The 24,735-nt window shown below is 63.8% G+C and carries 17 protein-coding genes; 5 read left to right on the forward strand and 12 right to left on the reverse strand.

What is annotated here, in order from left to right; translation table 11 throughout:
- Positions 1-3 precede the first annotated feature (3 nt).
- From efeU to KCG88_RS04060, 4 genes are all read right to left on the reverse strand, one after another.
- Complete coding sequence (gene efeU / locus KCG88_RS04045) at positions 4-852, reverse strand: iron uptake transporter permease EfeU (RefSeq protein ID WP_047336958.1); 849 nt, start codon at positions 850-852, stop codon at positions 4-6.
- A 339-nt stretch (positions 853-1,191) separates the two neighbouring features.
- Positions 1,192-2,097 carry an AraC family transcriptional regulator gene (locus tag KCG88_RS04050; protein ID WP_047286921.1) on the reverse strand — a complete coding sequence of 302 codons (906 nt, stop codon included), beginning with the start codon at positions 2,095-2,097 and terminating at the stop codon, positions 1,192-1,194.
- 349 nt (positions 2,098-2,446) lie between these two features.
- On the reverse strand, positions 2,447-3,745 hold the full coding sequence (locus KCG88_RS04055; RefSeq protein ID WP_210711804.1) for a glycosyltransferase: 1,299 nt from the start codon (positions 3,743-3,745) through the stop codon (positions 2,447-2,449).
- Positions 3,746-3,828: 83 nt separating this feature from the next.
- Positions 3,829-4,188, reverse strand: a complete 360-nt coding sequence (locus KCG88_RS04060) for a response regulator (RefSeq protein ID WP_011061535.1) — start codon at positions 4,186-4,188, stop codon at positions 3,829-3,831.
- Positions 4,189-4,443: 255 nt separating this feature from the next.
- Here KCG88_RS04060 and KCG88_RS04065 point away from each other — a divergent pair, with 255 nt between their 5' ends.
- From KCG88_RS04065 to KCG88_RS04085, 5 genes are all read left to right on the forward strand, one after another.
- Positions 4,444-7,935, forward strand: a complete 3,492-nt coding sequence (locus KCG88_RS04065) for a response regulator (protein WP_210711805.1) — start codon at positions 4,444-4,446, stop codon at positions 7,933-7,935.
- Positions 7,935-8,750, forward strand: a complete 816-nt coding sequence (locus KCG88_RS04070; RefSeq protein WP_047286914.1) for a protein-glutamate O-methyltransferase CheR — start codon at positions 7,935-7,937, stop codon at positions 8,748-8,750. Before KCG88_RS04065 ends, KCG88_RS04070 begins: the two co-directional genes overlap by 1 nt.
- The gene (locus KCG88_RS04075) at positions 8,747-9,355 is read left to right on the forward strand and encodes a chemotaxis protein CheB (protein WP_047286911.1); all 609 of its coding nucleotides are present in this window, start codon (positions 8,747-8,749) and stop codon (positions 9,353-9,355) included. The genes KCG88_RS04070 and KCG88_RS04075 overlap by 4 nt, the downstream gene beginning before the upstream one ends.
- A complete protein-coding gene (locus KCG88_RS04080; RefSeq protein ID WP_047286910.1) occupies positions 9,345-10,529 on the forward strand; it encodes a hybrid sensor histidine kinase/response regulator in 1,185 nt (394 codons plus the stop codon). The genes KCG88_RS04075 and KCG88_RS04080 overlap by 11 nt, the downstream gene beginning before the upstream one ends.
- 127 nt (positions 10,530-10,656) lie before the next feature.
- Positions 10,657-11,034: a response regulator gene (locus KCG88_RS04085; protein ID WP_016964140.1), complete on the forward strand. Its 378-nt coding sequence runs from the start codon at positions 10,657-10,659 to the stop codon at positions 11,032-11,034.
- Positions 11,035-11,044: 10 nt separating this feature from the next.
- On the opposite strand, the gene KCG88_RS04090 is transcribed toward KCG88_RS04085, so the two are convergent.
- From KCG88_RS04090 to KCG88_RS04125, 8 genes are all read right to left on the reverse strand, one after another.
- Positions 11,045-12,715 (reverse strand): response regulator, encoded by a 1,671-nt coding sequence (locus tag KCG88_RS04090; RefSeq protein ID WP_047336956.1) that lies wholly within the window; start codon positions 12,713-12,715, stop codon positions 11,045-11,047.
- Complete coding sequence (locus tag KCG88_RS04095; RefSeq protein WP_047286908.1) at positions 12,712-14,214, reverse strand: ATPase domain-containing protein; 1,503 nt, start codon at positions 14,212-14,214, stop codon at positions 12,712-12,714. Before KCG88_RS04095 ends, KCG88_RS04090 begins: the two co-directional genes overlap by 4 nt.
- A 199-nt stretch (positions 14,215-14,413) precedes the next feature.
- On the reverse strand, positions 14,414-15,469 hold the full coding sequence (locus KCG88_RS04100; protein ID WP_047286907.1) for a tetratricopeptide repeat protein: 1,056 nt from the start codon (positions 15,467-15,469) through the stop codon (positions 14,414-14,416).
- A gap of 74 nt (positions 15,470-15,543) precedes the next feature.
- The gene (locus KCG88_RS04105; protein ID WP_210711806.1) at positions 15,544-16,443 is read right to left on the reverse strand and encodes a bestrophin family protein; all 900 of its coding nucleotides are present in this window, start codon (positions 16,441-16,443) and stop codon (positions 15,544-15,546) included.
- A gap of 309 nt (positions 16,444-16,752) precedes the next feature.
- The gene (locus tag KCG88_RS04110) at positions 16,753-18,174 is read right to left on the reverse strand and encodes a TolC family protein (RefSeq protein WP_041118422.1); all 1,422 of its coding nucleotides are present in this window, start codon (positions 18,172-18,174) and stop codon (positions 16,753-16,755) included.
- On the reverse strand, positions 18,171-21,350 hold the full coding sequence (locus KCG88_RS04115; RefSeq protein ID WP_210711807.1) for an efflux RND transporter permease subunit: 3,180 nt from the start codon (positions 21,348-21,350) through the stop codon (positions 18,171-18,173). Before KCG88_RS04115 ends, KCG88_RS04110 begins: the two co-directional genes overlap by 4 nt.
- 15 nt (positions 21,351-21,365) lie before the next feature.
- On the reverse strand, positions 21,366-22,613 hold the full coding sequence (mexE, locus tag KCG88_RS04120; RefSeq protein WP_047286901.1) for a multidrug efflux RND transporter periplasmic adaptor subunit MexE: 1,248 nt from the start codon (positions 22,611-22,613) through the stop codon (positions 21,366-21,368).
- A gap of 314 nt (positions 22,614-22,927) precedes the next feature.
- Positions 22,928-24,541: a carbohydrate porin gene (locus tag KCG88_RS04125; protein ID WP_210711808.1), complete on the reverse strand. Its 1,614-nt coding sequence runs from the start codon at positions 24,539-24,541 to the stop codon at positions 22,928-22,930.
- Positions 24,542-24,735: the final 194 nt, after the last annotated feature.

Raw genomic sequence — 24,735 nt, forward strand, 5'->3', positions numbered from 1 at the left:
GCCTTACTGACTGGAAACGGAAGACGTTGAGCCGGGCGCCTTGGCTGGGGCACCGCCGGGCAGGAAGAACAGCATCAGGGTCACGGCCAGGTACAGCACATAGGCGCCGAGGGTGCTGATGGTGGGGGCGTCCTGGTAGCCGAACATGCCGGCCAGTACCGAACCCACCGGGCCATCCATGGGCAGGCTGGCGCTGAAGTCGAAGAGTACGGTCTGCAGGTGGTTCCAGACCCCGGCTTCATGCAGGGCCTGCACCGAATTGGCGAGGATGCCGGCGGCCACCACCAGGATGAACAGCCCGGTCCAGCGAAAGAACGCGCCAAGGTTCAGGCGCATGCTGCCGGTGTAGATCAGGAAGCCGACAATGATCGCCGCGATCAGGCCCAGCAGGGCGCCGATGGGCGCGCCCGGGCCTTCGCTCTGCTGGAACACCGCCAGCAGAAAGAACACGGTTTCCAGGCCTTCGCGGGCCACGGCAAAGAACACCATGGCGATCAGCGCCGTGACCTGATGCTTGGAGCCGGCCAGGGCGTGGTCCAGGGAGACATGCAGGGAATGCTTGATCGAACGCGCCACCTTGCGCATCCAGAACACCATGGAGCTGAGGATGCCCACGGCCACCAGCCCGACGATGCCTTCGAAGAGTTCCTGCTGCTTCTGCGGAAATTCGGCGCTCATCAGCTCCAGGCCGCCGCCCACCAGCAGGGCCAGGGCCGCGGCGAGGAATACCCCGATCCACACGGCGGGCATCCACTGGCCACGGCCAGTCTGTTTCAGGTAGCTGGCGATGATGCCAACGATAAGCGCGGCTTCAATCCCTTCGCGCAACATGATCAGAAATGGAACGAGCATTCAGCACCGGTGGGCAAATAGGCTAGGGGAGTAATTTGTAACATAATGATACTCATTGCCAAATGAAGATTATTAACAACGGCTGAACGGAAGCTGAACGGGTCTCGTTTACCTGCCTGGACCGGTTCGCTGGCAAGCCAGCTCCTACAGCTGGCGTGATGTTGGGGGGCTCTTGTAGGAGCCGGCTTGCCGGCGAAGAGGCCTTTGGGCCCTGCGCCGAGCGTGGGGGCGCCTTCGCTGGCAAGCCAGCTCCTACAGCTGGCGTGATATAGGCGGTGTTCTTGTAGGAGCCGGCTTGCCGGCGAAGAGGCCCTCGAGCCCTGCGCCGGGCGTGGGGGTTCAGCCGAGGTTCTGTTCGGTCAGGCGTTGCACCGCCAGGCGGCGGTAGTGGGAGGGGGTCATGCCCTTGAGCTGCTGGAAGCGTCGGTTGAAGTTGGAAATGTTGTTGAAGCCCGACTCGAAGCACACGTCGGTTACCGGTTTGTCGCCGTCGGCCAGCAGTTCACAGGACTTGCTGATGCGCAGCCGGTTGACGAACTCGACGAAGCAGCGCCCGGTGGCCTGCTTGAACACCCGGGAAAAGTAGCTGGGCTTCATGCCCAGGTAGTCGGCCACTTCCTCCAGGGGCAATTCCCGGGCGTAGTGGGCAAAGATGTAGTCCACCGCGCGGTTGGTGCGGTCGACGCTGTGTTCGTCCGCCAGTTGCACGCTGGTGGCGCCGGACAGCAACTGGTAGTCGTCGCAGGCCGCCAGCAGCTCCATGAGGATGAGGAAGTGGCCAAGGCGGGTGATGCCGTTGGAGTCGGCGATGCGCTGCATCAGCGGCAGGGCCTGGGCGATGGTGTGCGGGCAGCGGAACTCGATGCCGTACTGCGCCCGCTCCAGCAGCGGGCTGAGGTTCTTCAGCTCGGCGAACACCTGGCTGCCACTGTCGAACAGCTCATCGGTGAAGTTCACCAGCATGTCGCGCTTGGCCACCACTTCGTCCTCGGCCACTTGGCTGATCCAGTTGTGGGGCAGGTTGGGGCCGGTGAGAAACAGCGTCTGCGGGTAGAAATTGCCGATGTAGTCGCCGATGAACACCTTGCCGGAGCTGGCGACGATCAGGTGCAGCTCGTATTCCTTGTGGAAATGCCAGCGCACCAGAGGGCAGGGGAAACCGTGCTGGCGATAGATGATGGACAGGCCGTTGTGGTCATCCATCAACTCATAGGAAGGGTCGGTGATCTTGCCGGGTCGGCTCATGGCGCGGGCCTGTTCTTGTTGTAGGCCGGCTGATAATGCCTTGTGGCCGGCTCGCACACCAGCCAAGGCGTTCGCAGGGTTGGCGCCCTGTTCGCCGGCAAGCCGGCTCCTACAAGAACACCGCCTATATCACGCCAACTGTAGGAGCTGGCTTGCCAGCGAAGGGGCCTAACGTTCGGCGCAAATCCCAGGGCCTGTTCGCCGGCAAGCCGGCTCCTACAAGAGCACCGCCGATATCACGCCAACTGTAGGAGCTGGCTTGCCAGCGAAGGCGGCCTCAGGTTCGGTGCAAATCCCAGGGCCTGTTCCCCGGCCAGCGCAGCGCCGGTAGTGCGCCATGGAAGAAGGGTCAGGAGGCCAGGCGGTTTTTCGCTTCGATCCACTGCGCCATGTACTGGGTGCTCTTGTGGTGGTGGTGACGCAGCATGGCGCCGGTGAAGTTATCCCGGCGCAGTTGCTGCAGGTGCTGGCGGCAGTGTTGCAGACGCTGGATCAGCGCCGGGCCGTGGACTTGCTGGCGGTAACGCGCTTCGAGCAACTGCCGGCCATCCGCCTGGGCCTGCTCCCACAGCTGCCGGTCCTGATAGAGGCGCACCGCGGCCGCCGCCAGGGCACTGGCGGATTCAGCCACCGCCCCCGGCCATGGCAGGCCGTCCTGGGACATGGATTCGCTGCCCACCGGGGTGGTGACACTGGGCGTGCCGCAAAGCATGGCATCGAGCAGCTTGCCCTTGATCCCGGCGCCGAAACGCAGGGGCGCCAGGCAGATCCGCGCGGCACTCATCACCTGCAGGGCATCTTCGGCCCAGTTCATGATGTGAAAGCCCTGGGCCGGGTTGTGCAGCGCCGCGGCCTTGGGCGGGGTATAGGCGCCATACAGGTGCAATTGCGCGCCGGGCAATTGCTGGCGGATCAGCGGCCATACGCGGTTCTTCATCCAGAGCACCGCATCCCAGTTCGGCGCATGGCGAAAGTTGCCGATGCTCAGCAAGTGCGCCCGCTGCTCGAAGGGGACAAAGCCCTGCGGCAGTTGCTCGAGCATCAGCGGGCACCAATGCAGCAAGGCCGGCGGCAAGTGGAACTGCTGCACCAAAAGTTCGATTTCCACCTCGGAGATCATCAGGCTCAGGTCGCAGCGATAGATGGCGGCGATCTCGCGCTTGGCCAGGTCGGTGTCGGCCATGTGCTGGAATTCCTGCTCCGGCGCCTGGGCGAACAGCGGGCTGAAGTCGTCTTCCTCGGCGCCCTCCTTGAGAACATCCTTGAGGCGCTGGTGCCGGGCATGACGCAGGCATTGCAGGTCGGAGGTCTCCAGCACCCGCAGGGCATTCGGGCAATGCTGCTCCACCCTCCAGCCGAACTGTTCCTCCATCATGAACTGGTCGAACAGCACGATATCCGGTGCCAGCTCGGCGACGAAACGGTCAAAGCTGGCGTTGTTGAGTTCGATCGGGCATTCACGAATGCCCAGGGCCGTCAGGTCTTCCTTGTGCTCGCCCTCGTTGGCCGGGCTGCTGAAGGTCAGCTCCCAGCCCTGGTCGAGGAAGCTCTGGAGGATCTGCATCATGTGCCCGCCGGCGGCAGAGGAGCGGGGTTCGGGCCAGACGTAACCAATGATCAGGACTTTGGTCGCGGCGGTGGGACTCATGAGCGGGCATTCCTGGCAGGCGGGGGGCAAAAAAGGCTGCCATTAAACCACAGAGGGCCAGCGCCCGAGCAGGCTGCCTGGCCTCAGCCGAGAATGCTGCGCACCTTGTCGCGCAGCTGGTCGATGGAAAACGGCTTGCCGATGACCGACATGCCGGCCGGCACCTCGATGGATTCGGCGTAGCCACTGGCGAACAGCACGGGCAACTGCGGCCGCAGGGTGCGGGCGCGCTCCGCCAGCTCGCGGCCGTTCATCCCGGGCAGGCCGACATCGGTCATCAGCAGGTCGATGTGCTGCCCGGCGTCTTCCAGCAGGCTCAGGGCCGCTTCGCTACCATCGGCCTCCAGGACGCTGAACTCCAGTTCTTCAAGGACATCGACAATCAGCATGCGCACGATGGCATCGTCTTCGACGACTAGGATGGTGGAGGCGCTGGCGGGCATAGGGACACTCTCAAGAAATGAATTCGGCGGGGCAGTGCGGCAGGCAGCCCTGTGCATCAGTAAGTGCCGGCTTGCCACAAGTTCCCGAAGCTGTACAAAAAAATCCCCTTGTACAAGCGCGGCAAGAATAACCGCTTCCTTTGTCCCGCGGCAGGACAAATCGCAAGCGAGCGCTACCTTGGTTATAAAAAATAGCTGTCATGGCTGAATGTGGGGCAAACTTCGTTTTTTTTCACCAGCGCCAAGGTCCATCAAATGATTCGTCCGTCCTCGGTTGATGAACAGAGTTTCCGCAAGCTGCTGACCCGTAACATCAGCCTGCCGCTGGGTGTCGGTGTACTCAGCGCGGTTTTTTTCGTATCCCTGATCACCTACCTGCTCTCGGTTATCCAGTGGGTGCAGCACACTGATCGGGTGATCAACAACCTCAACGAGTCGGCGCGCCTGACCATTGATCTGGAAACCGGCATGCGCGGCTTCCTGATCACTGGCGACGAGCACTTTCTAGACCCTTACGAAGTGGCCAAGCCGCGCATCGTCAGCGAGCTGCGCAGCTTGCAGGAGCTGGTGGCGGACAACCCGCAGCAGGTGGACCGGCTCAAGCGCCTGGAAGCCCTGCAGGTGGAGTGGAACAACTTTGCCCAGGGCATGATCGACCTGCGCCGCCAGAGCGGTGATTACCGAGGGGCGGTGCAGGCCGGGCGTGGCAAGCGCCTGACCGACGAGATCCGCAAGGAATACGACGACGCGGTGGCCATGGAGCAGCAGTTGCGCCTTGAGCGCAACGAGAACGTCACCCGCACCACCATTTTCAGCGTGGTGCTGTACCTGCTGTTCGTGGTGGGCATCAGCGCGCTGCTGGCCTACATCGGCCGTCGTGACCTGCTGGCGTTGTCCAAAAGCTACAGCGACAACCTCGAAGCCCAGGAAAAAAGCGCCCGGCGCCTGGAACAGCAGGCCTGGCTGCGCAACGGCCAGACCGAACTGGCCGAGCAGATGCTCGGCCAACTGAGCCTGAACCTGCTGGGGCGCAACATCCTGCAATTCTGCGCCCAGTACCTGGGCACGCCGGTGGCGGCGCTCTATGTACGCGAGGAGCACGGTGGCCTCAGGCGCGTGGCGTCCTATGGCTTCTCCCGGGAACAGGAAGCCCAGGAACAGGCGCTGTACAGTGACGAAGGGCTGGTGGGGCAGGCCGCGCAGCACAAGCGCCTGATTCGCCTGGACGAGGTGCCTGCCGATTACTTCAAGGTCAGCTCCGGCCTGGGCGACGGCTCGCCGCGCAGCGTGCTGGTGGTGCCGACCCGTGACGACGACCGGATCAATGGGGTGATCGAGCTGGGCTTCCTGCGGGCCTTGAGCGAGCGCGATGTCGAGCTGCTGGAACTGATTGCCGGCAATATCGGCACCTCCATCGAGGCCGCGCGTTATCGCCAGCGCCTGCAGGAAGTGCTGGCCGAGACCCAACAGCTCAACGAAGAGCTGCAAGTGCAGCAAGAAGAGCTCAAGACCGCCAACGAGGAACTGGAAGAGCAGTCGCGGATCCTCAAGGAATCCCAGGTGCACCTGGAAACCCAGCAGGTGGAGCTGGAGCAGACCAACGAGCAACTGGCGGAGCAGGCCCAGATCCTGGCCGAGCAGCGCGACGCCATGGATCGCAAGAACAACGAGCTCAACGAGGCCCAGACCCAGCTGGAGGAGCGCGCCGAAGAGTTGCAGCGCTCCAGCAAGTACAAGTCCGAGTTCCTTGCCAACATGTCCCACGAGCTGCGCACGCCGCTCAACAGCTCGCTGATCCTGGCCAAGCTGCTGGCGGAAAACCCCCAGGAAAACCTCACCCCCGAGCAGGTCAAGTTCGCCGAGTCGATCTATTCCGCGGGCAATGACTTGCTGAACCTGATCAACGACATCCTCGACATTTCCAAGGTCGAAGCCGGCAAGCTCGAAGTGCGCCCCGAGAACGCCAGCGTGCCGCGCCTGGTGGACGGCCTGCGCAGCCTGTTCCAGCCGCTGACCCAGGACAAGGGCCTGGAGTTCAAGGTGGAGCTGCAGCCGGGGGCGCCGCAGATGCTGTTCACCGACCGCCAGCGGGTCGAACAGATTCTCAAGAACCTGTTGTCCAATGCGGTCAAGTTCACCGAGAAGGGCCAGGTCAGCCTCACGGTGTCTGCGCAGCCGGGGGCCGGTATCGCCTTTGCCGTGCAGGATTCGGGGATCGGCATTGCCCGGGACCAGCAGGAAAGCATCTTCGAGGCCTTCCGCCAGGCCGACGGCACCACCAACCGGCGTTACGGCGGCACCGGCCTGGGCCTGTCGATCTCCCGGGATCTGGCGACCCTGCTCGGCGGCTCCATCAGCGTCAGCAGCGAACCCGGCCGCGGCAGTATCTTCACCCTGGTGCTGCCAGAGCAGTATCAGGAGGCCGCCGAGCCGCTGGTGGCGCCGCCGGCCCCGGTGATGCCCGTGGCCATGCCTGAGCCCGACTTGCCGCAGCCGGTGGCCGAGGCCCAGGTGGCGGACATTGCGCGCTTCGCCGATGACCGCGACAAGGCGCCATTCAGCAGCCGTTGCATCCTGGTGGTGGAGGATGAGGCGAACTTTGCGCACATCCTCTTCGATCTGGCCCATGAGCTGGGGTACCACTGCCTGGTGGCCCACGGCGCCGACGAAGGTTACAGCCTGGCCGCCCAGTTCATCCCGGACGCCATCCTGCTGGACATGCGCCTGCCGGACCACTCCGGCCTGACCGTCTTGCAGCGCCTCAAGGAGAACCCCCAGACCCGGCACATCCCGGTGCACGTGATCTCGGTGGAAGACCGGGTGGAAGCGGCCATGCACATGGGTGCCGTGGGCTACGCGGTCAAGCCCACCACTCGCGAGGAGCTCAAGGATGTCTTTGCCCGCCTGGAAGCCAAGCTGACGCAGAAGGTCAAGCGCGTGCTGCTGGTGGAGGACGACGACCTGCAACGCGACAGCATTGCCCGACTGATCGGCGACGACGACATCGAGATCACCGCCGTGGGCCTGGCCCAGGATGCCCTGGACCTGCTGCGCGACAACGTCTACGACTGCATGGTCATCGACCTCAAGCTGCCGGACATGCTCGGCAATGACCTGCTCAAGCGCATGTCTACCGAAGACATCTGCTCCTTCCCGCCGGTGATCGTCTACACCGGGCGCAACCTGACCCGGGATGAAGAGGCCGAGCTGCGCAAGTATTCGCGCTCGATCATCATCAAGGGCGCGCGCTCGCCGGAGCGCCTGCTGGATGAAGTGACGCTTTTTCTGCACAAAGTCGAATCCCAGCTGTCCCATGAACGGCAGAAGATGCTCAAGACCGCCCGCAGCCGCGACAAGGTCTTCGAGGGGCGCAAGATCCTCCTGGTGGATGACGACGTGCGCAACATCTTTGCCCTGACCAGCGCCCTGGAACACAAGGGCGCGGTGGTGGTGATCGGCCGTAACGGCCATGAAGCCATTGCCAGGCTCAATGAGGTGGAGGATATCGACCTGGTGCTGATGGACGTGATGATGCCGGAGATGGACGGTTTTGAAGCCACGGTGCAGATCCGCAAGGACCCGCGCTGGCGCAAGCTGCCGATCATCGCGGTCACCGCCAAGGCCATGAAGGATGACCAGGAGCGCTGCCTGCAGGCAGGCTCCAACGACTACCTGGCCAAGCCCATTGACCTGGACCGGCTGTTTTCCCTTATCCGCGTGTGGCTACCCAAGATGGAAAGAATTTAGTGGAGCGTAATACCGAGATCGAACTGCGTTTGCTGATCGAAGCTATTTACCTCAAGTACAGCTACGACTTTCGCGACTACTCCGGCGCCTCGATCAAGCGCCGGGTCAACCACGCCTTGCGCCAATTCGAATGCAAGACCATTTCCGCGTTGCAGGAACGGGTACTGCACGACCCGGCCGCGTTCATGCAGTTGCTGCAGTTCCTGACCATTCCGGTGAGCGAGATGTTTCGCGACCCGTCGCACTTTCTGGCAATTCGCCAGGAAGTGGTGCCGCTGCTCAAGACCTATCCTTCGATCAAGATCTGGATCGCCGGCTGCAGCACCGGGGAGGAGGTCTATTCCATGGCCATCCTGCTGCGCGAAGAGGGGTTGCTGGAGCGCACCATCATCTATGCCACCGACATCAACCCCAGCTCCCTGGAGAAGGCCAAGCAAGGCATCTTCTCCCTGGAGAACGTGCGGGCCTACACCCACAACTACCAGCAGGCCGGGGGGCAGCGCTCCTTTGCCGACTACTACACCGCCGCCTACGACTACGCGATCTTCGACAAGAGCCTGCGCGAGAACGTGACTTTCGCCGATCACAGCCTGGCGACCGACAGCGTTTTCTCAGAAACTCAATTAATATCGTGCCGTAATGTATTGATTTACTTTAATAAAAAGTTGCAGGATCGTGCCTTCGGACTCTTTCATGAGTCCCTCTGCCATCGTGGTTTCCTGGTGCTGGGCAGCAAGGAAACCCTGGATTTCTCCGCCTATGGCAAACACTTCGAGCCCTTGGTCAAACAAGAACGGATCTATCGCAAGTCATGAGCCAGGAGATTGTCAGCCAGGGTTCCTGGCCGCAGATCGAGGCGATCGTGGTGGGGGCCTCCGCGGGTGGCGTCGAAGCCTTGCTGACGCTGTTTGGCGGTTTCGCCCAGGCGTTCCGCCTGCCGGTGATCGTGGTCCTGCACCTGCCCGATGAGCGTCGCAGCCAACTGGCCGAAGTCTTCGACCGGCGCCTGGCACTCAAGGTGAAGGAAGCCGACGACAAGGAGCAGATCGTGCCCGGCACCTTGTACTTCGCCGCGCCCGGCTATCACCTGTCGGTGGAGCAGGATCGCAGCCTGTCCCTGAGCCAGGAAGAACGCTTGCATCACTCGCGCCCGGCCATCGACTACCTGTTCGAGTCCGCCGCCGACGCCTATGGCCAGAACCTGGCCGCGGTGCTCCTGACCGGGGCCAACCAGGATGGCGCCCGCGGCCTGGCCGAGGTCAAGCGCCAGGGTGGCCTGACCATCGTCCAGGACCCCAGTGAGGCCCATGTCTCGACCATGCCGGCCGCTGCCCTGGCCCTGCACCAACCGGATTACATTCTCCCTTTGCGCGGCATCAGCCGTCTGCTTGCCGAGCTGGAAGGAACCCATGTTAAGTAATATTCAAGCCAAGCTGCTGATCGTCGACGATCTGCCGGAGAACCTGCTGGCCCTGGAGGCGCTGATCAAGCGCGAGGACCGCATGGTGTACAAGGCGCTGTCGGCCGACGAAGCCTTGTCGCTGCTGCTCCAGCATGAGTTCGCCATGGCTATCCTCGATGTGCAGATGCCGGGCATGAACGGCTTCGAGCTGGCCGAGCTGATGCGCGGCACCGAGAAGACCAAGAACATTCCCATCGTCTTTGTCAGCGCCGCCGGGCGCGAGCTCAACTACGCCTTCAAGGGCTACGAGAGTGGGGCGGTGGACTTTCTGCACAAGCCCCTGGACATCCACGCGGTGAAGAGCAAGGTCAACGTATTCGTCGACCTCTACCGCCAGAGCAAGGCCATGAAGCAGCAGGTCGAGGCCCTGGAGCAGAGCCGGCGCGAGCAGGAAGCGCTGCTCAAGAAGCTCCAGGCCACCCAGAACGAGCTGGAGCAGGCGGTGCGCATGCGCGATGACTTCATGTCTATCGTCGCCCACGAAGTGCGCACGCCGCTCAATGGCCTGATCCTGGAGACCCAGTTGCGCAAGATGCACCTGGCCCGGGAGAACGCCGCGGCCTTCAGCCTGGACAAGATGCACGCCATGGTCGACCGCGACGAGCGCCAGATCAAAAGCCTGATCCGCCTGATCGAGGACATGCTGGACATCTCGCGCATCCGTACCGGCAAGCTGTCGATCCGCCCATCGCGGTTCGATCTGGTGCAACTGGTGCGCGGGCTGGTGGAAAACTTCGCGCCTCAGGTGGAAGCAGCGCAGTCAACCCTGAGCCTGCAGGCCGAGCAGCCTCTGGAGGGCAACTGGGACGAATTCCGCATCGAGCAGGTGGTTTCCAACCTTTTGACCAATGCCTTGCGCTACGGCGCCAAGAGCCCGATCGAAGTGCGGGTCTATGCCCAGGACGGCGAGGCCCGGATCGAGGTGCGTGACCACGGCATCGGTATCAGCGAAGACAACCAGAAGCGCATTTTTCAGCAGTTCGAGCGGGTCAGCGCCAACCATGTGGCGGCGGGGCTGGGGCTTGGGCTGTTCATCTCCGAGCAGATCGTCACCGCCCACGGTGGCACCATCAGTGTCGAAAGCCGCATTGGCGAAGGCGCACTGTTTCGCGTGAGCCTGCCTCTGGCCTGACAGTAGGAGCCGGCTTGCCGGCGAATCGCGAAAAGCAAACCGGGAATCGCGAAAAGCGTAACGCGCACGCAACCTCTGCGTGACCCAATGGTCGTAACAGCAGCAATTGACCGAGCAAAGGTTTTCCATGAGTGAAGATGCACAAGACGTCGTACTGATTGTCGAAGATGAACCAGTGATCCTGATGCTTCTGGCCGACTACCTGTCGGGCCTGGGCTACCGGGTGTTGCAGGCCGAGAACGGCGAGCAGGCGTTCGAGATTCTCGCCAGCAAGCCGCACCTGGATGTGATGATCACCGATTACCGGCTGCCGGGCGGGATCACCGGGGTGATGATCGCCGAGCCCGCCGTGAAGCTGCGTCCGGATCTGAAGGTGATTTTCATCAGCGGCTACCCCAACGAAATCCTTGAGTGCGCCAGCCCCATCACCCGCAAGGCGCCGATCCTGGCCAAGCCCTTCGACCTCAGCAGCCTGCAGGAACAGATCCAGCAATTGCTGGCCTGAAGCCAGGCGATCAGTCGCTGATCATTTCCCGCACCTTGGCGGTCAGCAGATCGAAGGTGAACGGCTTGGTGATCAGTTGCATGCCGGGTTCGAGGAAGCCGCCGCGGGCCGCCGCATGCTCGGCGTAGCCGGTGATGAACAGGACTTTGAGTTCCGGGCGGATCTGCCGCCCGATTTCCGCCAACTGCCGGCCATTCATGCCCGGCAGCCCGACATCGCTGATCAGCAGGTCGATGCGCTGCGCCGAGTCGAGGATCGGCATGGCGCTGCGGGCATCGCCGGCTTCGACAAAGGCATAGCCCAGTTCGCTGAGTACCGCGCTGACCAGTACCCGCACCGCCGGGTCATCCTCGACGATCAGCACAGTTTCACCGTTCTGCGCATTGGGTGGTTGTTGCACCAGAGGGTGTTCGGCCTGCTCCAGATCGCCGACAAAGCGCGGCAGGTACAGGCTGACTTCGGTGCCCCGGCCCAGAGTGCTATTGAGGGTCACATGGCCGCGGGACTGCTTGCTGAAGCCGTAGATCATCGACAGCCCCAGCCCAGTGCCCTGGCCGATAGGCTTGGTGGTGAAGAACGGATCGAACACTCGGTTGATGATCGACTCGGGCATGCCGCAGCCGTTGTCGCTGACCCGCAGCAGCACGTAGTCCCCCGGATTGAGGTTGTCGTGGGCCTGGACGAAGTCCGGGGCCAGGCGCTGGTTGAGGGTTTCCACCAGCAGTCGGCCGCCGTTGGGCATGGCGTCCCGGGCATTGAGCGCCAGGTTGAGCAGGGCGCTTTCCAGCTGGTTGGGGTCGGCTTCGGCCACCCAGAGCTGCGGGTCCAGGCGCATATCCAGCTCGATGCTTTCGCTGAGGCTGCGTTGCAGCAGCTCGCCCATGGAGGTCACCAGGGCGTTCATCTCCACCGGCTTGGAGTCCAGCGACTGGCGCCGGGAAAAGGCCAGCAGGCGGTGGGTCAGGCCGGCGGCGCGGTTGGCCGAGGTCACCCCCAGGTCGATCAGGCTGTCCAGGTCCTCGGTACGGCCTCGGGCCAGGCGCCGACGCAGCAGCTCCAGGCTGCCGATGATGCCGGTGAGCATGTTGTTGAAGTCGTGGGCGATGCCGCCGGTGAGTTGGCCCACGGCTTCCATCTTTTGCGACTGGCGCAGGGCTTCCTCGTTATGCCGCAGTTGTGCGGTGCGTTCTTCCACCTGCTGTTCCAGGGTTTCCAGGGTGCGTTGCAGGCGCAGTTCGCTCTGGCTCAGGTCGATCAGCCGGTCGCGGGCATCGTACTGCCGGCGCCTGCCCCGCAGGGCGGCGCTGACCAGGCTGATCAGGGTCGCCGGGTGGAAGGGCCGTTCCAGAAAGCTGACGTTGCCCAGGGGCTCGCTGAGGCGCGATGCCGGGTTCTGTTCGGGGCCGCCGTGCTGGGTCAGCAGCACGATGGGCAGGTCCGACCATGCCGGTTGCTGCTCCAGATGGCGCAGCAGGGGTTCAAGGTCGACGCCGCGCAGGGCTTCGGCGGCAATGATCGCCAGCCCGGCGCCGTGTTCCAGCTGCTCGCACAGGGCGGGCAGGTGCGGGGTGATCAGGCAACTGAAGCCGGCCTCCTTGAGCATCATCTGCGCCAGTTGGCTGTCACGCCCGTGGGGCGTGAGCACCAGAGCCCGTTCGGAAAAGTCCAGGTCGGGGCTCATTGGCCCTCATCCCTGAGCAGCGGCTTGCTCTCGCCCAGGTAGGTGGGCACGCCCCGCAGCACGCCCTGGAAGGCTTCCAGGGGCTCGCCGATGGTCAGGCCGCGAGCGCTGATGCGGTATTCGCGAATGGTCGACTCATGGCTGCCGGTGCGCTTCTTGATGATGGAGATGGCACGGCGCACCTTGCCCAGGGCCTCGAAGTAACGCAGCAGGACCACAGTGTCGGCCAGGTAGGTGATGTCCACCGGGGCCTGCATGTCACCCACCAGCCCATGCTGGGCCACGGTCATGAAGGTGGCGGCGCCCTGGCGGTTGAGGTACAGCAGCAACTCGTGCATGTGCAGCACCAGGGCATTTTCCTCGGGCATCGCTGCCTGGTAGCCGTTGATGCTGTCGATCACCACGGTCTTGATCTGCTCCTGGTCGACGCAGCGTCGCACTCGGTGGGACAGCTCCCCCGGCGAGAGCTCGGCGGCGTCCACCTGTTCGATGATCAGGTTGCCGCTGGCCTGCAGCGCCTTGAGGTCGATGCCCATGTTGCGCATGCGCTCGAACAGCAGCCCCAGTTCCTCGTCGAAGATAAACAGCGCGGCTTTCTCTCCCCGGGCCACTGCGGCCGCGGCGAAGATCATCGAGATCAGCGACTTGCCGGTGCCGGCGGGGCCGAGGATCAGGGTGCTGGAGCCGGTCTCGATGCCGCCCCCCAGCAGCGCGTCCATCTCGGTGATGCCGCTGGTCAGGGTCAGGCGCTGGTAGTGATTGCGGTGTTCGGCGGCCACCAGGCGCGGAAACACCTGGACCCCATTGCCCATGATGGTGAAGTCATGGAAGCCGCCGCGGTACTTCTGGCCCCGGTATTTCACCACTCGGATGCGCCGGCGCTCGGCGCCGTAGTTGGGGGTCAGCTCTTCCAGGCGGATCACCCCGTGGGCCACGCTGTGCACGGTCTTGTCCAGGGATTCGGTGGTCAGGTCGTCCAGCAGCAGGACTGTGGCGTCATAGCGCACGAAGTAGTGCTTGATCGCCAGGATCTGCCGCCGGTAGCGCAGGGAGCTTTGCGCCAGCAGGCGGATTTCCGAAAGGCTGTCGAGCACCACCCGGGTCGGCTTGACCCGTTCCACCACTTCGAAGATCTGCCGCGTGGCTTCCCCCAGCTCCAGGTCCGAAGAATAGAGCAGGCTCTGCTGGTGCTCGGCGTTGAGCAGGCTTTCTGGCGGGATCAGCTCGAAGATGTGGATGTTCTCATCCAGTTGCCAGCCGTGGGATTGCGCGCCTTGGCGCAATTCGCGTTCGGTTTCCGAGAGGGTGATGTACAGGCAGCGCTCGCCGGCAGCGGCGCCGTCCCGCAGAAAATGCAAGGCCACGGTGGTCTTGCCGGTACCGGGTTGGCCTTCCAGCAGGAACACATGGCCACGTGACAACCCCCCGGAGAGGATATCGTCCAGGCCTTCGATGCCGGTGGCGGCTTTTTCGCTGAGCAACGCAGATGAGGTCGACAAACAATGCCCTCGCAAATAGGTCCAAGTGATCGGCGACGGCGTCGAGCACCTTGATATCGCTGATAAATCACTTGACCGCCTACCGCTGGCACGGTTCAACCTTTTGTCGCCGCGTCACCGCTGCTGAGCGCAGCAGGCACGGGGGTTCAAGGGGGCCAAAGGTTCGGGCAGGGGATTGCCAGGCAAGGCCCGGGGGCGGCTACAGGCCCTGCTGCAGGGCAGGGTCGTCGGGGTTCTGCTGTTCCAGCTGGGCCAGCAGGACCTGGACGTTCTGCAACTGGCCGCTTTCCTTCCAGTAGCTGATCAGCAGCACCCGCGCCTTGCGGTTGTAGGGCTGGCGCTGGACGATTTCCTCCAGTTGCTTCTGCGCCGCTTCCAGCTCCTGTTCGCTGTGCAGGGTGGTGGCCAGGTCGTAGCGGTAGGCGGCGTTGTTAGGCTCCAGTTCCACCGCCCGGGACAGGCCGAGCAGGGCGAACTCACCCTGGCCATGGTTCAGCAGCCAGAGCCCCAGGGCATGTTGCAGGTAGGCCGAATCCTGCTGTGCCTGCAACTGCTTGGCCAGCAACTGGCGGGCGGCATCGCTCTGGCCCTGCTTGTCCAGCACTTCGATCTGCAGCACCACTGCCTGCAGGTTGTCCGGGGCCAGGCGCAAGGCCTGTTCCAGGGTCTGCTGGGCCTTGATCAGGTCGGCATTGTGCAGGTACAGGCGAGCCAGCTGGTACTGGGCCTCGACGTTGTCGCCGCGGGTCTTGAGCACTTGGGTGTATTCGTCGATCACCTGCTGCAACGGGCCGAAGTACAGGCCCTGGTCGTCGGGGCTCAGGCCCAGCAGGGCGTCCACCGCGGCGAAGCGCACGCTCTGTTCGTGATCGTCCAGCAACGGCCCCAGCAGCAGGCTGCGCTGGCCGCTGGGCACCAGGCCGAGCACGCTCTTGATCGCCGCTTTGCGCACCTGGGCAGAAGGGTGATAGAGGTCGGCATCCGCCAGTTTCAGTGCCTGGGGGCTGGGGTAGTTGGCCAGCACGGCCAGCAGGCGGATGCGCTGCTGGTCGTCGAGGTCGGGCCGGCCCAACTGCTGGTAGAGCACCCGCGCCGCGCCAGGCTGGCCATTGCGGGCTTTTTCCAGTGCCGCGCTGTAGCCATGCTTGATGGCCTCGGGAACCTGCGGCGGGCTGCTGCGCAGAAAGCTCCAGGCCAGGGCCAGGACGACGACGGTAAGCAGGCTGATCAGCAGGTAGCGGCGGGGCTGGGACATGCAGGAATCCGGAAGCTGGCGACTTTTGGAAGGCGCAAGCTTCGGTCAGGAACCGGCTTGAGTCAAACCCGGGTTCAGGTCAGCACGTACTCCTGCGGCTCCAGCAGCGGCGGCAGCTCGGTTTGCCCCAGCGCCGCCAGGACTTCGCGCTCCAGGCCGCGCAATAGAGCGCTGCACGGCAGGTCGTTGTCGTCATAGCCGAAAGGGTCTTCGAGGTCGTCGCCGATCTCGTCCAGCCCCAGGAAGGTGTAGCTGACAATGGCGGTGAAGATCGGCGTCAGCCAGCCCAGGGGCTCGGCCATGGCGAACGGCAGGAGGATGCAGAACAGGTAGATGGTGCGGTGCAGCAGCAGGGTGTAGGGGAAGGGCAGCGGGGTGTTCTGGATCCGCTCGCAAGCGGCCTGCACCAGGCTCAGGCTGACCAGCCGGGTTTCCAGCTGGGTGTAGCGCCATTCGCTGATCAGCCCCTGCTGGGCCCACTGCGAGCAGCGCAGGCCGATGCGTTGCAACTGCGCGTCGGTGAGGTTCGGGTGGCCGGGGTCGAGGCTGGCCTGGGCCCAGGGGCACAGGGCGGCGGCCTCGTCTTCATGGCGCAGGCGGGCGATCAGGCTGTGGGCAAAGCCGCACAGGTCGCGCAGCATGCCCTCGCGCTCGGGGTGGCCGTCGATGATCAGGCTTTCACGGATCAGCGAACGCACCTCGATGATCAACTGCCCCAATTGCTTGCGGCCTTCCCACCAGCGGTCGTAGCAGGCGTTGTTGCGAAAGCTCATGAAAATCGACAGCGACAGCCCCAGCAGGGTGAAGGGCGTGGCGTTGACCTTGGAGAAATAGCTCGGTTGCAGGGTTTCCACCAGCACGATCACCGAGGCCAGCAGCGTGACCAGTACGCAGCGCAGGGCAATGCGCTTGGCAATCGAGCCCTTGAGGGCGAAGAGGATGCCGATCAGGTTCGGCTTGGGGCGGACAATCATGTGGGCAAGGGCCAGGGCGACTACGTGGCGAGGAAAGATTAGGAGCGCGCCGATAGGCTGTCCAATCGCAATGGCCGACTGCCTGATCGACGGCCTCTATCAATGGGCTTGGGGTGGGCGGTGTTCCGGCGGGCGACTTCGCTGGCAAGCCAGCTCCTACAGGGGCTATGGGGTGCACCTGCTTTTGTAGGAGCCGGCTTGCCGGCGAAGAGGCCCTTGAGCCAGGCAAAAAAAAGCCCCGCGACCGAATGATCCACGGGGCCAAACATTGGTTGGTTGCGGCCAACCAAAGGAGCTCGTTGCAAATCCTTACTTGCTGGCTACCGTCTCCGGTTGCCAGCCACCACCCAGGGCCTTGTAGATGGCGACGATGCCGCGGTACAGGTCGACTTCGGCCTGGGCCTGGGAGTCTTCGGCGGCCAGGCGTTCACGCTGGGCATCGAGCAGCACCAGGAAGTCCACGGTGCCTTCGCGGTAGCGGATCTCGGCCAGGTCCGCGGCGGCGCGGCTGGATTCGCTCTGGCGAATCAGGGAGATCAGCCGTTGCTGGCGCTTGCCGTAGTCGCTGAAGGCGTTTTCCGATTCCTCCAGGGCCAGCAGCACCTGCTGCTCGTAGCTGGCCAGGGCGCCGTCGGCATTGGCGTCGGCGCCGCGCAGGCGGGCCCGCACACTGCCCAGGTCGAAGGCCGCCCAGGTGATGCTCGGGCCCAGGGCCCAGGCATTGGCCGCCGAGGAGCCGATCTGCGAACCGCGCCCGGCAGTGAAGCCGAGGAAGCCGCTGAGGCTGACCCGTGGGAACAGGTCGGCCTTGGCCACGCCGATGCGCGCGGTGGCCGCTGCCAGCTTGCGTTCGGCGCTGAGAATGTCCGGCCGGCGTTGCAGCAGCTCGCCCGGGTCGCCAATCGGCAGGGCCTTGGCAATGGCCGGCAGCTGCGCCGGCGACAGGTCGACGCTGAGCTTGTCCGGGCGTTCGCCCAGCAGGGTGGCGATGCGGTTGCGCTGGCGGGTCTGCTCGGCCTGCAACTGCGGCACGCTGGCTTCCACCGAAGCCAGGCGGGCGTCGGCGCGGACCACATCGAGCTGGTCGCCGACCCCGGCGTCGCGCAGGCTTTCGGTGATCTTGCGCGAGGCCTGCTGGTTGTCCAGGTTGGCCAGGGCGATCTTTTCCCGCAGCTGTGCGCCGCGCAACTGGCCGTAGGCGTCCACCAGCTCGGCGATCATGGTCACCTGCAGTTGGTAGAGGTCGGCCTCGGCGGCCTGCTGGTCGGCGTCGGTGGCTTCCAGGTTGCGCTGGATGCGGCCGAACAGGTCCAGTTCCCAGGCCATGTCCAGGCCCAGGTCGTAGCGCTCGCTGTTGACTCGCTTGGTGGTCTGGCCGGGGATCTGCCCCTTGGCCAGGTCGCTGCTGGCGCGGCTGGTGATGGTGGGCATGGCGTCATTGCTGGCGTCATCGCGAATCGCCCGGGCGGCCCGCAGGCGGGCGAAGGCCACCCGCAGTTCACGGTTGCCCTGCAACGATTTGCTCACCAGTTGGTTGAGGGTCGGGTCATCGAACTGCTGCCACCAGATGCCTTCGAAGCGTGCGCGGTCGAAGTTCTTCTGGCCCGCGGCGCCATCGGTGGCGGCGCTGATGTGCGCCGCCTCGGTGGTGGGCGTCTGGTAGTCCGGACCGACGGCGCAGGCACTCAGGGCCAGCACCAGCAGGCTCGGCAGGAAGACTTTGGAACTCATTGTTGCGCCTCCAGTTGCAGAGCGCGGGCGGCTTTGCGCGCCTCGCTGCGCTCCACGTAGTTGCGGATCAGTACATAGAACACCGGAGTCAGCAGCAGGCCGAAGAAGGTCACCCCGAGCATCCCGGAGAACACCGCGACACCCATGGCATGACGCATTTCCGCACCGGCGCCGCTGGAGATCACCAGGGGCACCACGCCCATGATGAAGGCGAAGGAGGTCATCAGGATCGGCCGCAGACGCAGGCGGCAGGCTTCCAGCACCGCGGCCAGCGGGTCGAGGCCTTCCTCTTGCTTGTCCTTGGCGAACTCGACGATCAGGATCGCGTTCTTGCAGGCCAGGCCCACCAGAACGATCAGGCCGATCTGGGTGAAGATGTTGTTGTCGCCCCCGGAGACGATCACCCCGGTAATGGCCGACAGCAGGGTCATGGGCACGATCAGGATCACCGCCAGTGGCAGGCTCCAGCTCTCGTATTGCGCGGCCAGCACCAGGAAGGCCAGCAGTACGCAGAGCGGGAAGACGAACAGCGCGGTGTTACCGGCCAGGATCTGCTGGTAGGTCAGCTCGGTCCATTCGTAGGTCATGCCGTTGGGCAGTTCTTCCTTGAGCAGTTTCTCGATCGCCGCTTCCGCTTGCCCGGAGCTGTAGCCCGGGGCCGCTGCGCCGTTGATTTCCGCAGTGACGAAGCCGTTGTAGTGCATCACGCGGTCGGGGCCTGCGGTGTCGCTGACCTTGATGAAGGTGGCCAGGGGGATCATCTCGCCCTTGTTGTTGCGCACTTTCAGCTGGCCGATCTGCTCGGGCTCGAGACGGAACTGCTGCTCGGCCTGGACGTTGACCTGGTAGGTGCGGCCAAAGCGGTTGAAGTCGTTGGCATACAGCGAACCCAGGTAGATCTGCAGGGTGTCGAAGATGTCGGAGATCGCCACGCCGTGGGTCTTGGCCTTTTCCCGGTCGATGGCAGCATCCACCTGGGGCACGTTGACCTGGTAGCTGGTGAACAGCCCGGCCAGTTCCGGCACGCTGCGGCTCTTGGTGATGACGTTCTGCACTTCCTTGTACAGCTCGTCGTAGCCCAGGCCGCTGCGGTCCTCCACCTGCAGGCGGAAGCCACCGATGGTTCCCAGGCCCTGTACCGGCGGCGGTGGGAAGATCGCCATGTAGGCGTCCTGGATATCCGCGTACTTGCCGTTCAGGGCGCCGGCGATGGCACCGGCGGACATGCTCGGGTCCTTGCGTTCGCCGAACGGTTTGAGGGTGACGAAGACGATGCCGTTGTTCGGGCTGTTGGTGAAGCCGTTGATCGACAGGCCAGGGAAGGCCACCGCGCTTTCCACGCCGGGCTGCTTGAGGGCGATGTCGGACATGCGCTTGATCACGTCTTCGGTGCGGTCCAGGCTGGCGGCGTCCGGCAGTTGGGCGAAGGCCACCAGGTACTGCTTGTCCTGGGCCGGGACGAAACCGGTCGGGGTGTGGGCGAAGCCGAACCAGGTCAGCACCATCAGGCCTGCATAGAGGAACAGGGCGATGCCGCTGCCGCGGATGACCCGGCGCACGGTGCCGACGTAGCCATGGCTGGCGCGATCGAAGAAGCGGTTGAAGGGTTTGAACAGCCAGCCCCCCAGCAGCTTGTCGAGGATCTTCGAGAAACGGTCCTTGGGCGCATGGTGTTCCTTGAGCAATACCGCGGCCAGGGCCGGCGACAGGGTCAGGGAGTTGAAGGCCGAGATCACCGTGGAGATGGCAATGGTCAGGGCGAACTGCTTGTAGAACTGCCCGGTCAGGCCGCTGATGAAGGCTGCCGGTACGAACACCGCGCACAGCACCAGGGCGGTGGCGATGATCGGGCCGGTCACTTCACGCATGGCGCGCTTGGTGGCTTCCACCGGGTTCAGGCCCAGGCCGATGTTACGTTCGACGTTCTCCACCACCACGATGGCGTCGTCCACCACGATACCGATGGCCAGCACCAGGCCGAACAGCGACAGGGCGTTGAGGGAGAAACCGAACAGGTGCATGACCGCGAAGGTACCGATCAGCGACACCGGTACGGCCACCAGCGGGATGATCGAGGCGCGCCAGGTCTGCAGGAACAGGATCACCACCAGCACCACCAGCACCAGGGCTTCGAACAGGGTGTGCACCACTGCCTCGATGGAGCCGCGGACGAAGATGGTCGGGTCGTAGACGATGCTGAAGTCCATGCCTTGCGGGAAGCTCTGCTTGAGCTCGGCCATCTTGGCCCGCACTTCATTGGAGATCTCGATGGCGTTGGAACCCGGGCGCTGGAAGATCGGGATCGCCACCGCCGGCTGGTTGTTGAGCAGGGAACGCAGGGCGTACTGGCTCGACCCCAGCTCGATGCGGGCGATGTCCTTCAGGCGGGTGATCTCACCGTCCTCGCCGGAACGGATGATGATGTTCTCGAACTCTTCTTCGGTGACCAGGCGACCCTGGGTGTTGACCGACAGCTGGAAGCTGGTGGCGGTGGGCGCAGGTGGCGCGCCCAGGGCACCGGCGGCAACCTGGCGGTTCTGTTCACGGATGGCGGTGACGACGTCGGTGGCGGTCAGGTTGCGCGAGGCGGTCTTGTTCGGATCCAGCCACACCCGCAGCGAGTAGTCGCCCATGCCGAACAGCTGCACATCCCCCACGCCGCCCAGGCGAGCCAGCTCATCCTTGATGTTGAGCAGGGCGTAGTTGGACAGGTAGAGCATGTCGTAGCGTTTGTCCGGCGAGGTCAGGTGGACCACCATGGTCAGGTCCGGAGAGGCCTTGTCCACGGTGATGCCGATGCGCGTCACTTCTTCGGGCAGCTTGGGCTGGGTGCGGGTCACACGGTTCTGCACCTGCACCTGGGCGTTGTCCAGGTCGGTGCCCAGGGCGAAGGTGATGGTCAGGGTGATCTTGCCGTCAGCGGTGGATTGCGAGGACATGTAGAGCATGTTCTCGACCCCGGTGATCGCCTGTTCCAGGGGCGCGGCCACGGTTTCACCGATGACTTTCGGGTTGGCCCCCGGGAAGTTGGCGCGCACCACCACGGTGGGCGGCACCACTTCCGGGTATTCGCTGATGGGCAGCTGGAACAGCGAGATGGCGCCGGCGATCAGGATCAGCAGCGACAGCACCGCGGCGAAGATCGGCCTTGAAATGAAGAACTGGGAAAAATTCATCTTGAGAGTCGTCCCTTAACCGCGCGGTGTCGCAGCGGCGAGTTTCACAGCCGGAGCCGCCTTGGCAGGGGTGACCTGCTGCAGGTTGCTGGCTTCCAGTGCTTGGCGTTGTTGGGCCAGGGCGGCGAGGGTTTCCTTGCTGGCCATGGGGATCACTTCAGGCGTGACCGGTGCGCCGGGACGTGCCCGCTGCAAGCCCTTGACGATGATGGTGTCGTCCTTGCTCAGGCCGTTGCGCACGATGCGCAGGCCTTCGATCTTCGGCCCCAGTTCCACGGCGCGGTAGGCTGGCTTGTTGTCGGCGTCCATCACCAGCACGAACTTCTTGCCCAGGTCGGTGCCTACGGCTTCGTCGTTGATCAGCATCGCCGAGTAGGTGCCACTGCCCACCAGTTTCAGGCGCGCATAGAGGCCCGGGGTGTAGCTGCCGTCGCTGTTGTCGAACACTGCGCGGCCCCGGATGGTGCCGGTCTTGGGGTTGACCTGGTTGTCGACGAAGTTCATCTGCCCCAGGTGCGGGTGGCCTTCTTCATTGGACAGCCCCAGGTACACCGGGGTGGTCTGGCCGCGCTGGCCCTGGCGGGCGAGCTGGGTGTACTTGAGGTACACACGCTCGTCGGCGTCGAAGTAGGCGTAGACCTTGTCGGTGGACACCAGGCTGGTGAGCGGGGTGACATCGGCGGTCACCAGGTTGCCGGCGGTGATCTGCGCGCGGCTGACCCGGCCGCTGATGGGCGCCACCACCCGGGTGAAGCTCAGGTTGAGCTTGGCCACGTCCAGCTGGGCCTGGATCGCATCGACCCCGGCCCGGGCTTCCTGGGCGGCGCTGGTGCGGGTGTCGGCCAGCTCGGCGGAAATCGCGTTGCTGGTCAGCAGGCGCTGGCCGCGCTGGGCTTCGTTGGCACTGCGGGTCGCGGTGGCCCGAGCTTGTTGCAGCTGGGCTTCGAGGCGGCGCACTTCAGCCTGGAAAGGCCGTGGGTCGATCTGGAACAACAGGTCGCCTTTCTTTACCAGGGCGCCTTCGGTGAAGGCCACCTGATCGATCTGGCCCGAGACCCGAGGCCGGATCTCCACGGTTTCCGGGGCTTCCAGGCGCCCGGTGAATTCATCCCATTCGTTGACCGGCTGTTCCAGCACCTTGGCCACGCTGACTTTGGCAGCGGGCGGGGCGGAGGCGGTCTCAGGGGCTTTGCCGCACGCGCTCATCACCAGCACGGCGAGAACGGCGAGTGGAAAACGTAGGAGTTTGACTGACTGGTCCATGGTGCATCCGCCACTGTATTTGAGATGGGCGGATGATGCTCGGCAGGGTTGTATCTCACGAATCGAATGAAGCGAAGGTAACTATCATTCGGAATGATATAAGCCCCACGCAAGCCCTCTAGCATGCGCCTTTCGTTAGGCTGCTATCAATTCCCTGGCGTGCAATTAGTTATTGCGGCTGACGCAACATTGGCTGTGGCCGCAGGAGCCGGCTTGCCGGCGAAAGTGGCGTCAATGGGCGGCGGTTGTCCCAAGCAGCTCCTGGTAGCCAGGGCCAGATCACAGCGCCATCGGGTTGCCCGGCTGCTGGGCGTCTAGAACCAGGTTTCCATCTGTACCCCCAGTTGCCAGTCGCCGCCGGACTTGAAGCCTTTCTGGCCAAAGTCGTCCGTTGCACTGAAGTCATCCAGGTCTTTGGACCAGTTCATGTAGGTGGCGAACAGACGCAGCTCCGGGCGAATGAAGAAGTCACCGGTCTGGGCCTTGAAGGTCGGCGCCAGGGTGAGTTTCCAATAGTCGCCCTTGGCGGCCTGGCGGCCATCGTAGCCTCGTGCGTCGAGATCCATGGTCTGCCAGCTCAGTTCGTATTGCATTTCGAAATTGCTACTCAGTTCGTTGGCCAAGCGCACGTTGAGTGTCATGTAGCGATAGTCATCGCCGGCAACATAACGATCCTTGCTCTGTTCGGCGATCAGGGCCGGGGCGATGCGCCAGTCCTGATTGAGGCGCGTATGGCCATAGAACGCCAGGCGCAAGGTCCTGGCCTGGTCCAGCAAGTCGCCATCGGCGCCGATGTTGTTGACCTCCGCTCCCAGGCCTTGGCCATAAAGCAGCACCGCCTTGGCGTAGCCCTCATGGCCGAAGAAATCGGGCCGATGGTAGGCGAGCAGGCCATGGGTGCCCCCCGTGGCGGGGCTGAAGCCGGACTTGTTCAGTCGGCGCTTGCGGTCGGGTTCTGCACCGTTGCCGGGTTCCAGGTCGGCATCGTTCTGGCCTGATGAGATGCCATTGAGCATGACCTGCCAGCGGCCCTGGTCGAAGAATTGATTCAGGGTCGCGACATAGCTGCGGATATCCTTTTTTTCCTCGGTGCCGAAGTCTCCGTAGGAGCGGCTCATCAGCGAGGCATTGAGGCGCCAGTCCTGGGTCAGTTGCAGGTCGTAGATGCCACCGCCTGTGCCGGCCAGGAACACAATCCCTCTGTCTAGCCAATGCAGATCGTAATTATCCCGATCAAAGCGCTTGCCTGCCCATAGCGTGGCATTGCGCAGCAGGGGGCTGTCCTGGAAGGACGCCAGGTGACTCAGTTCGGTGTAGGCCTGGCGCACATTGAGCTGGCTTTGCGCCGCGGTCCAGTCATTGGGCGTCTCCAGGCCGTCGGCGAGCATCAGCAGGTACTTGGCGTGTGTGCCGTTGTCAGCCTGGCTTTCCTTGGCGAGCTTGGCCTCCATGTAGGTATCGACTTCATTGCCCAAACGGCCCACCGCGCCCCCCACCGAGCCGGCAGGGGTCACATAGGGGCCACCACGACCGGCGCCGGATCCGTTGCTCATGATCCCGGAGCGGGCATAGCCACCGAAGGTGAAGCCATCGCTCAGGCGTTCGCTCGCCCCGGCCGAAGAGGCGGTCGCCGGGGCAGCGCTTGCCAGGACCTGCTGATGGGCCTCTATCCGGGCTATGCGTTGGTCGAGGGTATTTTCTGTTGGAGAGGGCAGGCGGCCGACGATTTTCTGGTTGAGCAACTGGACTTCCCGGCGCAACCGAGCCGCATCGGCTTCGGCCGCTGAAGCACGAGCTTCGGCGGAGGAGGTCCGGGCTTCGAGCCTGGCCAGACGCTCCTCGATGCTTTGAGCTGGCGCGGCGAACAGTTGAGTGGAGAGCACGAACAGAGAAAAGCCAGCCCAAGGCCAGCACACCGCAGAACGCATAGATAACCCTCTTGTTTTTGTATTCGGGCACTGCAGACATCTTTCCAACGGTTCGCGGTCTCCCGTCGGACAGGGACCTTCTGCGGGTCATGCAGGGCGAGTTGAGTGCCTTTTTGCAGCGCACGCCACTTGACAGCGAAGCGTTTGGAGACGCGTAATGGGATGCGATGTTAACGTTAACCTAAATAAAAACA

It is taken from the genome of Pseudomonas sp. MWU349 (genome assembly GCF_017947325.1).
Taxonomy (GTDB): Bacteria; Pseudomonadota; Gammaproteobacteria; order Pseudomonadales; family Pseudomonadaceae; genus Aquipseudomonas; species Aquipseudomonas protegens.

Bases quoted from the DNA above. Each gene is read 5' to 3' on its own strand.
- KCG88_RS04100 (WP_047286907.1), bottom strand. From the start codon at position 15,469: ATGTCCCAGCCCCGCCGCTACCTGCTGATCAGCCTGCTTACCGTCGTC.
- KCG88_RS04085 (WP_016964140.1), top strand. From the start codon at position 10,657: ATGAGTGAAGATGCACAAGACGTCGTACTGATTGTCGAAGATGAACCA.
- KCG88_RS04090 (WP_047336956.1), bottom strand. From the start codon at position 12,715: ATGAGCCCCGACCTGGACTTTTCCGAACGGGCTCTGGTGCTCACGCCC.
- KCG88_RS04050 (WP_047286921.1), bottom strand. From the start codon at position 2,097: ATGAGCCGACCCGGCAAGATCACCGACCCTTCCTATGAGTTGATGGAT.
- KCG88_RS04110 (WP_041118422.1), bottom strand. From the start codon at position 18,174: ATGAGTTCCAAAGTCTTCCTGCCGAGCCTGCTGGTGCTGGCCCTGAGT.
- KCG88_RS04125 (WP_210711808.1), bottom strand. From the start codon at position 24,541: ATGCGTTCTGCGGTGTGCTGGCCTTGGGCTGGCTTTTCTCTGTTCGTG.
- efeU (WP_047336958.1), bottom strand. From the start codon at position 852: ATGCTCGTTCCATTTCTGATCATGTTGCGCGAAGGGATTGAAGCCGCG.
- KCG88_RS04115 (WP_210711807.1), bottom strand. From the start codon at position 21,350: ATGAATTTTTCCCAGTTCTTCATTTCAAGGCCGATCTTCGCCGCGGTG.
- KCG88_RS04080 (WP_047286910.1), top strand. From the start codon at position 9,345: ATGTTAAGTAATATTCAAGCCAAGCTGCTGATCGTCGACGATCTGCCG.
- mexE (WP_047286901.1), bottom strand. From the start codon at position 22,613: ATGGACCAGTCAGTCAAACTCCTACGTTTTCCACTCGCCGTTCTCGCC.
- KCG88_RS04055 (WP_210711804.1), bottom strand. From the start codon at position 3,745: ATGAGTCCCACCGCCGCGACCAAAGTCCTGATCATTGGTTACGTCTGG.
- KCG88_RS04075 (WP_047286911.1), top strand. From the start codon at position 8,747: ATGAGCCAGGAGATTGTCAGCCAGGGTTCCTGGCCGCAGATCGAGGCG.
- KCG88_RS04065 (WP_210711805.1), top strand. From the start codon at position 4,444: ATGATTCGTCCGTCCTCGGTTGATGAACAGAGTTTCCGCAAGCTGCTG.
- KCG88_RS04105 (WP_210711806.1), bottom strand. From the start codon at position 16,443: ATGATTGTCCGCCCCAAGCCGAACCTGATCGGCATCCTCTTCGCCCTC.
- KCG88_RS04060 (WP_011061535.1), bottom strand. From the start codon at position 4,188: ATGCCCGCCAGCGCCTCCACCATCCTAGTCGTCGAAGACGATGCCATC.